The following is a 12,438-nucleotide window of genomic DNA, read 5'->3' as shown; positions in this document are numbered from 1 at the left end:
GCACTGGTTTGACCTGGGCGTCGGGCTGGACTGGGCCGGTGAACGACTTCAAGGGCGAATCTACGAGATTGACGGTGCGGACGGCACCGCCGAGCGGTAGAACGGCAATGCCACGCCGTACCGGCGGTCAGAGCGGATACATGACGCCGTAGGCACCCTTGACGGGGAGGAGCGGTCCGAACCCTCAACGGGCGGCCGAATCCGACCCTCCGTTCACCGCGCAACCAAGTAGGGAACGCGAGCAGCCCTGGGGAATTTCAGGGCTCTGACCGCGGTTCCGTGAATTTCCAGGTTCGACGACCCGACCGTTGGTCAGATCGGGGGCTGCGTGTCGGAGGATTCACGTGCTGGGCGCCCGGCTCGTACGAAGTCGATGTATTCGTCTTGTGCCAGGCCGGTGTTGACCCATCGGCCGCTGACCGCCCCCGCGCGACCCGCAGCCACGGCTAGGGCGGTCAGCGGGTCGCCCCGCAGTGGTGACCAGGCGACCGAACTCTCCCTCTTCGTCGTCCAGGTCGAGCGGTGGGAACTCGACGAGGTCCATAAAGCCCGGGTGGCCGACATCCTGGGCGGTGTGGAGGAAGACCTCGTAACGTCCGGAAGCTGGTCTGACCTCGACCCAGCGGACACCAGGCCGTTCTGGTGAGCCGGTGGGGCCCAGAAACTGCTCGACGGACCGACCTCGCCTCAGTGCTCCAACGGCGAAGGCGTCTAACAAATAGCGCATCTGTGCACCGTAGAGAATGGTCTCGTGCTGTCTGAACCGACCAGGGCAAAGGGCCGGGCACGGGTGAAATCCGGCTCCTGAGGATCCGAATCCTCACCCGGCTTCGAGTCGGCTCGCCCTTCGACCAGCCGTCAGAGCCGGCCGCTGATCTGCCGAGAGAGCCCCTCGAAGAACTCCTGAAGACTGGCCGCGGCAAGGTCGAACTGATCGAACCACGAGGCGGTGGTCGACCTCCAGACCCGCCCGGAGCCCGCCAGCGCGAACAGATGCCCGCCCCCGTCGCTGGCGAATACCAGGGCGGGCTCTTCCCCGTCGATCTGGATGGCCCCGTAATCGCGGAAGTGGTCCGCGACCAGCAAGGCCGGGTGGACGAAGTAGCCGTTCTCCACATCGGGCAAGGAGACCTCGTCGATCACCCAGTACATCGTGGTCAGGTCCGAGGGAATCGGCGTTAGCTCCACGAGCACGTCGGTGGCCTGATGGCTCGCCTCCGAAGCGTGCACGACCACGTTGCTTCCCGGCTCGAAGCCAAACCGTGCCTGGAACGACTCCATCAGCTTCGCGAGCGCCGCACCCGCCTGCTCACACCAGCCGCGAAGCCACTCGGCATCAAGCAGTTCGTCAGCCACGGTCACTCCCTCTTTCCTCCGCCGAGGGCCCGCCCACGCGAGTCCGGAAGAACCTACAGGTGCGTTCACACCGATCCGGTCAGAGCCATTTCAAAGCTCTGTCCGCAGTTTGGTGAACGGCCATATGACGGACCGGGCGTGCGCATGTGGGACTCTGGCCGAGTGGCAAAAGAAGACGGGTACCGCGCGGTAGAGGGCTGGATCTGGCACGAGAACGTCCAGCCCTTCTTGGCCCTTTTGGCTCGCTACGCTGGCTACGACTTCGATGACACCGACTGGCAGGCGGTGAAACTCGGCCTTGAGGCTACCGATGATGAGCACCTGGATCGCTGGTACAGCTACCCGCTGGTCGGATCGGATCATCGCGTCGAAGTGCATCTCGCGAACGCGGTGGAAGGCAACGAAGTTTCTGTCCGCGTGGTAGGGGCCTCCGATCCTGAGCTGCGGTTGAGGGCGGACACGCTGATGGCAGCATTTGCTACCAGCTCCCCCCCCCATGAAAGAGGCGAAAGTCGCACTCCTTATGGCTGGGTGAGGATGCGGGTCCGGAGGAGCTCGAACGAGGCCCGGCCATACATGGCTCGCTTGAGTGTTTTCACCCGGTTCACGTGACCCTCGACGACGCCTGAACTCCACGAAAGGGTGAGGCCGGCGGTGACGGCGTCGAGGTCCTGGCGGAGGAAGTCGGCGAAGCCCTGCATCGGCTTGGGGGCGTCCTGTTCGGCCTGGCGGATCCACTCCGGCAACAGGTATCCGCGCCGGTGACGGACGAGATCGGTGAACGTGCGGGCGAGGTCGCAGGCCCGGGTGATGTCCGGGCAGGTGAGCCGGACCTGAAGCAGCCTCTGGTCCTGGCTCTCGGTGAGGGTCTCGCGGGGCCGCATGATCCAGGAGGTGATCTTGCGGGGGCTGGGGATGTCGGCCCGGACCGGTTCGGCGGTGCTAGCCCGCAGGGCGGCAAGGTGCTTGCGGACGACTTGGCGGCTGCCCCGGTAACCGCGTTCGTGGATCTCCAGGAACAGGCTGGTGCCGCTGACCTGGCCTTGGGTCTCGGCGAAGCGGGCGTTGAGGTATGCCTTGAACGGCTCCAGTATGCCGTTGGGGCGGCGTTCGCGGGCGGAGGCCAGCAGTTCGTCGAGGTCGGTGTCGCGGAAGCGACGTACGGTCTTGCGGTCGAGGTTCAACCTCCGGGCGATGGCACTGATCGTCCAGCCCTTCTCCAACAGCCGATGCACGTCCTCGAAGCGGTGGCGAGTCCGCTCGATGATCTGGGTGCGGGGCAGTGCCGACACCGGCAGCTCTATGAGGACCGGTTCCGGTACGGTCGGCTCCGTCTCCTGCCTTGCGTGTTTGCGCAGGCAGTCGCGGTGCTGGTGACAGGTCTTCTCCACCGCGGCGGACAGGTTCTGCAGCAGATGCCACCGATCGGCGACCTCCAGGGCGTCGGGGGCGGCTTCTCTGATTGCTTTCGTGTAGGCGGTGGCCCGGTCTCGGCAGATGATTTCGGCGCCGGGATGCTCCTTGAGCCAGGCCGCGAACGTCTCCGAGGTGCGGTCCGGCAGCACGTCCACGACCTGGCCGGCCTCGACGTCGACCAGCACGGTGCCGTAGGTGCACCCCTTGCGGAATGCGAACTCGTCCACCCTGAACACCCGCGGGGCACGATCTTGAACCGGTGGTGCCGTAAGCAGCCTGATTAGCCGGGTCCGGCCTGCGGCCAGCCGCAGGCGCCGGCACAGCCTCGCGGCCGGACGGCCGCCCAGCTCCACCGCGATCGACCGCAGCCACCCCGTCAGCCCGGTGCTCGACCGGCGGTGCCACTCGGTCAGGCCCGGCACCTGCTCGACGAACGTCTTCCGGGAGCACTGTTTCCGGTCGCAGAAGTACCGGCGTACCCGGAGCCGGACGACGACCCGCTGGGAGCCCAACGGCCGTTCGTCCAAGCTGCGTTGGACGAGCTGTGTACGCGTCTGGCCTGTTTCCGGCAGTTCGGGCACCGGCCCGGCCGTTCGGTGGACACCGCCTCCACCACCAGGGCGCCCGGGGAGTCGCTGACACGCTCCACTCGCACACCGATCCCGGGAAACAGCACATCCTCAACCGACTTGCTCGCCACGGCAGGAAACACACTGCTGAAACGATCCCCCGTTCCCGCCCCTGACCTGGAGATTCACGGAACTGCGGCCAGAGCCCGCATGTTCTGGTCGAACATCAACCCCTACGGCACCTTCCGACTCGACATGGACCAACGGCTTGACCTCGCAGAGCCCGTGACCATCCTTCGTCCCCGGCCGTCGGCACGAATGGCCACGAGCCTGGCGTAGATCCCGTTGCCTTCGAATCGGGATCAGTTCGACCATCTGGAGGGCTGCAGAAAGTGGACGAGGGATACCTTCTCCGCGTCGATTCCCGACTCGATCTGAGGCAGAACAGACGCGAACGCATCCACCTGGATGGAACGCGCGCCGGAGCCACGAGTCCAGGTCGCGATGGCCAGGCCGTCGGCGAGGACGGTCGGTCGGATGACGCCGCCTCCCGGCCACACGCGGGCCTGATGGAGAACCGGGACGGACATATCGCGGGTGCGGTAGCCGACCAGATAGTTGTCGTAGGCGGGCAACATACGGACATCAGGGGTACTGGACGTAGGCCCGGGTTCCTCCCTCCGCCTGGCGAGCATGGTCAGCGTGCTGTACTCGGTGATCACGCCCGAGTCCGCCAGGATTCTCCAGGCCCCGCGCGCCCAGGTGACAGGCAGCCCGGACCAAGCGGCGAAATCCTCCACGCCGGCGGGTGCGTGCGCGTCCAGGTAACGGTGGGCAAGCTCGACCAAGGCGGCGTCTCCTTCCGGTTGGCGGCCCCCGACGGCGGGCAGCCAGTCATCGAGCAGAACGTACGTGGCCTCACCCCCACGGTGCGGGCCGTGGCAGAGGACCCCGGTGAGTGCGGCGTGTCGGATCAGGTGGAAGGGCACCTGCCCGTCCGGCGCGACGCCTAGGGGCGCGAAGTGCTCGGTCAGCTCGGTGCGGGTGAGCGGGCCGTGCGTCGCGAGGACGCGCCGAAGGAGGCGGTCGGATCGCTGGCGCAGGTCGTCGTCCAGGCCGAGTTGGTGGTAGCGGCGACCGGTGCCAGTGAGGATCCGCGGAGCGAGCAGTCGCAGGACCCAGCGCGCTTCGTCGCTGGGGATGGTGTGCAGGGTGCCGCGCATGAACCATCCGCGGACGATGCTCCGCTCCTCCTCATATGCCGTACGGATGCCACCGGCCCTGATGTCCCGCCCGCGCACCCGGATGCCGAGGTCGGCGGCCGTGGCGTCCTGGGCCTGGATGGCGAAGACCCGGCGGACGACCGCGGCGGCGGAGGCTTCCCGAACTCCGCCGGCCAAGGCCTGCGCGCGGGCCCGCAGCTCACGAACTCGCTCGTCGTCGAGCATGGTCATCGTGCCTCGTTGGGTTCGTCTCGGTCAGGAGACGGCGGTGTGGAGAATGTCGGCGAGCTCGGTGGGCGCCGACAGCATCGGCCAATGCCCGGTGGGCAGGTCGAAGCGCCGCCACGGCGCGTGGTTGAGGAAGGCCAGCATTGGCACCCCGGCATCCAGCAGACCCTGGAAGTCACGGCAAGCGATCAGGACACGGTCCACGCCGAGTCCCGGATCGGCATGGTTGGCGAGTCGCTGGGTGTAGGTGCCGAACGGCTGAGGAGTGGCACGCCCGCTCAGCACGTCCCGTTGGACCTGGTCGAGTCCGTCGAGGCTGCTGGACAGGCCCACGACCTCGAACGACGGCATCGACAGCCGCCAGCCATCACCACGGGCCGCGACCTGCTGGCCCAGCTGGTCCGCTGCCTCCGGCGGCATGAGGTCTAGCATGCACATGCCCGCGGCGAACGGTGCGCTGTCAACGTAGACCACCCGCTGCAGCCGGTCGCCGAGGCGCCCGGCCGCCCCGGTGACGGGGGCGGCCGCATAGCTGTGGGCCACCAGGGTGACCTCGCGCAGATCATTCTTCTCGACGAAGTCGGTGATGTCCGCGACGTGCGTCTCCAGGTCCGTCTGGGGCCCGCCCTCCTCTGCACGCTCGGCCAGACCGGTCAGTGTCAGCGGCAGCACCGTGTGACCGTGCTCCCGCAGCGCGCGGGCAGTGTCCTCCCAGGCCCACGCGCCGAGCCAGGCGCCGGGAACGAGTACGAAGGTAGCCATGTGATCTCCCTGAAGTGAGTGCTGCGGGGAGCGTAAAGTCGATACAGGACAGAATCAGCCCTGAAATGTCGAGTGATCCGTGTCGCATCCCCTGACCCGTGTGCTGACCCTGCTGGAACTGCTCCAGTCGAACGCCGGGCTCAGCGGGCCGGACCTGGCCGACCGGCTGGACACCGACGTCCGCACGGTCCGCCGGTACATTGCCCACCTGCGTGACCTGGGCATCCCCGTGGAGGCCGAGCGTGGCCGCTACGGGGGCTACCGACTGGCGCGCGGCTACCGAATGCCGCCCCTGGTGCTCACCAATGACGAAGCCCTCGCCGTCGTCCTCGGACTCCTCGCGGCCGAACGCCTCGGGATGGGCACGACCGTGCTGGCCGGTGCGGGCGCCCGGGCCAAGATCGAGAGGGTACTTCCGAACGCCCTGCGGGAGCCGCTCACCGCCATGCGGGAGACCCTGTTCTTCACTGCGAACGCCGTGAGCGCGCAGGCACCCGGGAGCGGCGTCCTGCTGGCCCTGGCCCAGGCCTCCCGCACCACAACGACTGTCGGCATCAAGTACCAGTCCTGGCGGCAGGACCAGACCGAGCGCGACATCGACCCCTACGGCGTGGTCTTCCACACCGGTCGCTGGTATCTCGTCGGCCACGACCATCTCCGCGACAACCTGCGGACCTTCCGCATCGACCGCATCGCCTCCGTCACCCCCCGCTCACAGACCTTCATCACACCCAACGACTTCGACCCCGTCGCCCACCTGACCTCAACCCTCGCTCAAGGGCCGTACCGCTGGCAGGTCGAGGTACTGATCCACGGCCCCCTCGACGAGATCGCCCGCAGGCTGCCGAACAGCGCGGTCACGCTCACCGCCCAGCCCGCTGGCGTCCTGATGCACGCCCGGGCAGAACGCCTCGACGGCATGGCACACATGCTCGCCTCCCTGGAGTGGCCCTTCACCATCCACCACCCCGACGAACTCCGACCAGCCCTCAAGAATCTTGCCGTCGAGCTCGCGGAAGCAGCCGAACGGACAGCGGAGGAACTGCGGTAGTAGCGCCGACCTACGCCAGGGTGATCACATCGCGGGTGAATCGGCCCACGCGACAAGCAGGTCTTCAGTGTCGAGAAATGATGGCACCCTCAGGTGATCAACGCACCACCCACGGATGATCATGTGATCGTGGAGGTACAGGTGCGTGACTACGGGTTTTCGCCAGCTCAGCAGGATGAGATCTGGAGACGCTGGCGCGAGGGCCAGTCGTTCAGCTTGATCGGGCGAGCGCTCGGGGCACCGATGCAGCACGCCCGTCGGTTCCTGCACCAAAGCGGGGGCGTCCGCCTCACCCCGCAGCAGCGAGCAGAGCGGCATCTGAGCGGCAGCGAGCGCGAAGAGATATCCCGCGGCATCGCCGCCGGGGAATCCGCCCGGCAGTTGGCCAGGCGACTGGGCCGATCGCCTTCGACCGTCTCCCGCGAAATCGTCCGCAACGGCGGCCGGGACCGCTACCGTGCCGCATCCGCCGATGAGGCCGCCTACGCGCGCGGGCGCCGGCCCAAGCAGGCCAAGCTCGCCCAACGACCGGCTCTGCGCACCCTGGTGGAGGCCAAGCTGGCTCTGTGCTGGTCTCCCGATCAGATCGCAGGGTGGCTGCGACGCCAGTTCCCTGGTGACACCGCCATGCAGATCTCGCACGAAGCGATCTACCTCTCGCTCTACGACCCTCGTCGCCGCCAGGCAATCGACCGCAGCCTCACTCAGCGCCTGCGGTCAGCCCGGCCCATGCGCCGCCCGAAGATCGCCCGCCGGCCTACCGGGCGGGGCATCATCCGCGGCATGGTATCCATCACCGCCCGCCCCGCCGAGGTCGAGGACCGCAAGGTCCCCGGTCATTGGGAGGGCGACCTCGTGATGGGCACCCGGCCCTCGGCGGTCGCCACGCTCGTCGAGCGCACCAGCCGCTACACGACCATCGTCACGCTGCCGGACGGCATCAAGGCCGAGCAGGTCACTCCGCACCTCACCAGGAGCCTCCTCGGCATCCCGCCCCAACTGCGGCGGACGCTCACCTGGGACCGCGGCCGGGAGATCGCCGAGCACCAGGCCATCACCACCGAGACCAGGATGCCGATCTACCTCTGCAAGCCGCAGAGCCCGTGGCAGCGCGGCACCAACGAGAACACCAACCGGCTGCTTCGGCAGTACCTCCCCAAGGGCGCAGACCTCCGCACCTTCAGCCAGGCCGACCTCGACGCCATCGCTCACGAACTCAACCACCGTCTGCGCAAGACCCACGGCTACCGGACTCCGGCAGAGGTCTACGCTGACCTTCTGAACAGCGGTGATGCGCTGACCGCTTGAGCTCGCCATCGTCTGCCGACACTCGGAGCAGTGATCACAAACCCGCAGGTGGGAAGTGTCGACAACTGGCGTCGAGTATCAACGTGGGTGAACGGTGCGTCAGGTAGATTCCGACGTATGCTCTTCGGCTACGGACGGGTCTCGACCGTGGACCAGAATCCCGATCATCAGATCGACGCGCTCCTGCAGCACGGGGTGGAGCGGGGCGATATCCACGTCGACACCGCGAGTGGCGCGAAGGCATCCCGGCCGAAGCTCGACCTCGTGCTGCAGCTGCTGCGGCCCGGCGACACGCTGAAGATCACCCGGCTCGACAGACTCTCCCGCTCCGTCCTGCACCTGGTGACCCTGGGCGCCAACCTGCGCGAGCGCGGCATCGGACTGCACGTGATCGAGCAGGGCATCGACACCTCCACAGTGGAGGGCCGGGCCATGTTCGGAATGCTGTCCGTGCTCGCCGAGCTCCAGCGCGAGCTCATCGTGGCCAACACGATGGACGGCCTGGCCGCCGCACGGGCCCGCGGCCGCAAAGGCGGCCGGCGTCCCAGCCTCACCGAGGACCAGGCCGCGTCGCCCAGCAGCTCTACGACGCCCGGGAAAAGACCGTCCAACAGATCGCCGACCTGTTCGGCGTGCCCCGCTCCACGGTCTACGGCCACCTCGACCGCGAGAAGACCGTGCCGCGGCAGCCCAAGGGCACTGCGCCCGCGAAGCCCTGACCGCTACTTTGCGGCTGGGGCCAGAGATGGTGGCCTGGTGAGCCCAGTGGTCGGCGTCGCGCAGTTCGCCCGGTGCACCGGCCGCGCGGGCCGCTTGATCCAGGAGGACATGGAGCCGGAAGCTCGGCATCGCTGCCTCCTCGTGTTTGTGGGGATGCTGTGGGTGACAGGCAATAGGGCTTCCGGCTTCCGGAGCCCCTCCCTACCCTCCGGTGTCCATGACAACAGAACACGCGCAGCAGTCCCAAGGGCACAACGGACACAGCCGCAGACGCTTCCTGACGGCGACCGGGGCAGCGGTCGCCGGAGTCGTCGGCGGGGTGGCGGTCGGCGCCTTAGGGGCTGCCGGCAGCGCGGCCGCGGCCTCCTCCGGCAAGCGCGTCGCCGTCCTCGGCGGCGGAGTCTCCGGCCTCAGCGCCGCTCACGAACTCGCCGAACGCGGCTACGAGGTCACGGTCTACGAGTACTACGACGCCCTCGGCGGCAAGGCCCGCTCAATGGACGTCCCTGGGACCGGAACGGGCGGCCGCAAGCCGCTTCCCGGCGAGCACGGCTTCCGCTTCTTCCCCGGCTTCTACCGGAATCTGCCGGACACCATGCGCCGCATCCCCTTCCCCGGCAACTCGAACGGCGTCCACGGCAACCTCCGCAGCGGTACGGAGGCGTTGTTCGCGCGCGGCTCCGGCCGCCCGGACCTGCACTTCCCACTCCGCCGGGTCACCACCCCGCCCGCCCCCGGCGACCTCACCCCGTCCTGGATCCGCGACCAGATCCTGTCGGTGCTGGACCTCGCCACTCACCTGCCCGCCAACGAGGCCGCCTACTTCGCCGACCGCCTCCTGGTCCACCTCACCAGCTGCGACGCCCGCCGCGAGGACCAGTGGGAGAAGGTCGCATGGTGGGACTTCATCCGGGCCGGCGAGATGAGCCGCGAGTACCAGGTACTCCTCGGCATCGGCCAGACCCGCAACCTCGTCGCCACCCGCGCCGAGATCGCCTCCACCCGCACCGTCGGCCGCGTCATCATCGAGGCCCTCATCCTGTGGGGCCTGCTCGGCCGCGGCATGGACGGCGACGCGGACATCGACCGGGTACTGAACGCCCCGACCAGCGAGGCCTGGATCGACCCCTGGGAGACGCATCTGCGCTCCCTGAGCGTCGAGTTCGTGCTCGACACCGAGGTCCGGGAGGTGGTGTACGGCGGGGACCGGGTGACCGGCGTACGGGTGGCGGCGCGCGACGGCAGCCGGCAGCCGGCAGCGCACCATCACCGCCGACCACTACGTCTCCGCCCTCCCGGTCGAGCACGCCCGCGTGACCTGGGGCCCGGCCCTGCGCGCCGCCGACCCGCAGCTCGGGCGGTGCGACGCGCTGAAGACGGACTGGATGACCGGCGTGATGTTCTACCTGCGCACGCCCACCCCCGTCGTGCACGGCCACATCAACTGCCTCGACTCACCGTGGGCGGTCACCGGAATCGGCCAAATGCAGTTCTGGGACGTACGGGACTTTTCGCGCGACTACGGAGACGGGCAGGCCCACGAGTGCCTGTCCACGATCATCTCCGAGTGGGACAAGCCCGGCATCCTGTACGGCAAGACGGCCCGTGAGTGCACCAAGGACGAGATCGTCGCCGAACTGTGGGCCCAGCTGAAGGACGGGCTGAACGACTCCGGCAAGACAACACTCAGGGACGAGGACCGGCTCGGCTGGTTCATGGACCCGGCAGTGACCGGCCTCGGCGGCCCCGATCCGCAGAACCGCGAACAACTCCTCATCCACCCCACCGGCACCCTCTACCACCGCCCGTCGGCGAGGACAGCGGTGCCGAACTTCTTCCTCGCGGGCGACTACGTCCGTACGGACGTGGACCTGGCGACCATGGAGGGCGCCAACGAGTCCGCGCGACGCGCCGTCAACGCACTCCTGGACACCGACAATTCGGGCGCCGAACGGTGCCACATCTGGGAGTTGTTCCGGCCGCCGGAGATGGAGCCCCTGAAGCGGGTCGACGAGGTGCGCTATCAGCTGGGGCTGCCCAACACCTTCGACCTGGGGTAGCACCCGGCACCGACCTGCGCCGGAAGGGCCGCTGCCCCGAGCGGCTGCGGCCCTTCAACCGAAACGGCGTGCTGCTGCTAGAGCATCCGCACCGCGCCGGACGGCGGGTCGTACGACAGCGGCTTCCGCTCGCACGAATTCCGCCGGTAGCCCACTTGGGGGAACTGACGACAGGCGGTGCATGGGGTGACGGAATGCTCGGCGAGAGGGATCAGCGTGCAGGCGTACGGCCACCGCTTGCCCTTTGTGGGTGGTTGCCGGTCCCCAGCGGTGCCTGGGGAGCGTGCCGGGGAAAGGACGAACACGACCGGAAAATGATCACAGGAGGCCACCATGGAACAACAAATGCAGTACAGACAAGGCGAAAAGGTGAGGTACCAGAACGACCAGCAGCAGCAATGCGACGGCACGGTGCAGAGCGTCCAGGGGCAGGGCTCAAGCGCTCGCTACACGATCAAAAACCAGAACACCAACCAGAATGAAGAGGTGACCCACACCCGCGTGCAAGGACGCCTTCAGTAACGGCGCGTTGCCCTCGTGCCCTGTTTGAGGCACGGCCGGATTCGAAGTACTGCCCCGGCCCGGCACGGGATGTCGGACCAGGGCCCCGGCAAAGTCGTGGGGTGTCCGGCTTGAGGTAGTTGGTAGAGACGCGCCTGTGCTGGTGGTAGCAGGGCGGGCATGACCGTTTCGGAAGATCATCGAGGTTCTCGAGGCCTTTTTGATCCGTCCGAAGTGAGCCATGCCCGCGTCACCATCATCGCTGATCTCTGCACTGTCATGTCCACCGGCGGGAGTCACCGCGTCCGGCACTGGCGGGCTGCCCACGGCGCTGGCACATCTACCGGATCCACGAGGTCGTCGTGGTGTGCGGCACCGGCTGCCGGTCGTAGTCAGCGCGGCGGTCTGCGCTGTTGTGGCCGACTGCCGCTCCTACACGGCGATCGCCGAATGGATCGACGACGTCCCAGCCGCGACCATGCTCGCCTTGGGTATCAACCCTGATCGCAGGCCGTCCGAGACGATGATCCGCCGCCTGCTGCAAGCACTCGATCCTGACCTACCGACCGCGGCGATCGGTGACTGGCTCACCGGCCGGGCCACGACCACAGAGGAGCCGGCCACGAGACAAGCGATCGCGGTCGACGGCAAGACTCTGCGCGGCTCACGCAGCAGCGGCAGCACTGCCCGGCACGTCCTCGCAGCCTGTGACCAGGACACCAGCGTCGTCCTCGCGAGCACCGACGTCGACCCCAAGACCAACGAGATCACTCGCTTCGCACCGCTGCTCGACCAGATCAGTGACCTGCGCGGCACCGTGATCACCGTCGACGCGCTGCACTGCCAGCGCGATCACGTCACCTACCTCGCCGAACGCGGCGTCGACTGGACGCTGACCGTCAAAGGCAACCAGCCCACCCTGCACCAGCAATTGGCCGGCCTGCCCTGGCGGGCCGTCCTGGACGTCACCCGCGAGGCCGGCCGCGGACACGGCCGCCGCGAGATCCGCACCCTGAAGATCCTGACCGTCTCCACCGGCATCGACTTCCCGCACGCCGCCCAGGCCATCCAGATCCGCCGCCGGCGGCACCGTTTGGACCAGCCGAGACGCTTCACCACCGAGACCGTCTACGCGATCACGAACCTGCACGTGCACCAGGCCCGGCCAGCACAGCTCGCCGTGTGGATCCGCCGCCACTGGCACATCGAGAACCAGATCCACTGGGTCCGCGATGTCACTTACG

General features: G+C 67.9%; 9 protein-coding genes and 2 pseudogenes. 7 read left to right on the top strand and 4 right to left on the bottom strand.

From position 1 onward, the window contains the following. Positions 1-858: 858 nt before the first annotated feature. The 4 genes from KVT44_RS54500 to KVT44_RS54485 form a co-directional block, all read right to left on the bottom strand. On the bottom strand, positions 859-1,356 hold the full coding sequence (locus tag KVT44_RS54500; RefSeq protein ID WP_308314414.1) for a hypothetical protein: 498 nt from the start codon (positions 1,354-1,356) through the stop codon (positions 859-861). Between the two features lie 521 nt (positions 1,357-1,877). Continuing rightward, positions 1,878-3,353, bottom strand: a complete 1,476-nt coding sequence (locus KVT44_RS54495; protein WP_308314413.1) for an ISL3 family transposase — start codon at positions 3,351-3,353, stop codon at positions 1,878-1,880. A gap of 350 nt (positions 3,354-3,703) precedes the next feature. Further along, on the bottom strand, positions 3,704-4,795 hold the full coding sequence (locus KVT44_RS54490; protein WP_254651185.1) for a winged helix DNA-binding domain-containing protein: 1,092 nt from the start codon (positions 4,793-4,795) through the stop codon (positions 3,704-3,706). Between the two features lie 24 nt (positions 4,796-4,819). Next, entirely contained in the window at positions 4,820-5,554 is a 735-nt protein-coding gene (locus KVT44_RS54485; RefSeq protein ID WP_217576545.1) for an alpha/beta fold hydrolase, read from the bottom strand. A 79-nt stretch (positions 5,555-5,633) separates the two neighbouring features. Between KVT44_RS54485 and KVT44_RS54480 the strand changes: the two genes are divergently transcribed. The 7 genes and pseudogenes from KVT44_RS54480 to KVT44_RS54455 form a co-directional block, all read left to right on the top strand. Further along, positions 5,634-6,605 (top strand): YafY family protein, encoded by a 972-nt coding sequence (locus KVT44_RS54480; RefSeq protein ID WP_217576544.1) that lies wholly within the window; start codon positions 5,634-5,636, stop codon positions 6,603-6,605. A 243-nt stretch (positions 6,606-6,848) separates the two neighbouring features. After that, the gene (locus tag KVT44_RS54475; RefSeq protein WP_254651184.1) at positions 6,849-7,913 is read left to right on the top strand and encodes an IS30 family transposase; all 1,065 of its coding nucleotides are present in this window, start codon (positions 6,849-6,851) and stop codon (positions 7,911-7,913) included. Between the two features lie 117 nt (positions 7,914-8,030). After that, positions 8,031-8,384: pseudogene (locus KVT44_RS59635) on the top strand (recombinase family protein); the annotation flags it as partial. A gap of 466 nt (positions 8,385-8,850) precedes the next feature. Further along, positions 8,851-9,831, top strand: a pseudogene (locus KVT44_RS59630) (FAD-dependent oxidoreductase); the annotation flags it as partial. Between the two features lie 115 nt (positions 9,832-9,946). Further along, positions 9,947-10,693, top strand: coding sequence for an FAD-dependent oxidoreductase (locus KVT44_RS59625; RefSeq protein ID WP_308314412.1), 747 nt, complete (start codon positions 9,947-9,949; stop codon positions 10,691-10,693). A 333-nt stretch (positions 10,694-11,026) separates the two neighbouring features. Beyond that, on the top strand, positions 11,027-11,215 hold the full coding sequence (locus KVT44_RS54460; protein ID WP_181648628.1) for a hypothetical protein: 189 nt from the start codon (positions 11,027-11,029) through the stop codon (positions 11,213-11,215). A gap of 346 nt (positions 11,216-11,561) precedes the next feature. Next, on the top strand, positions 11,562-12,438 hold an 877-nt coding region (locus tag KVT44_RS54455), incomplete at its 3' end, for an ISAs1 family transposase (protein WP_217576542.1).

This window comes from Streptomyces sp. GbtcB7, from assembly GCF_019091445.1.
Taxonomy (GTDB): domain Bacteria; phylum Actinomycetota; class Actinomycetes; order Streptomycetales; family Streptomycetaceae; genus Streptomyces; species Streptomyces mirabilis.
The sequence above is the reverse complement of the archived record's forward strand: the minus strand, read 5'-3'. Positions and strand labels throughout refer to the sequence as shown.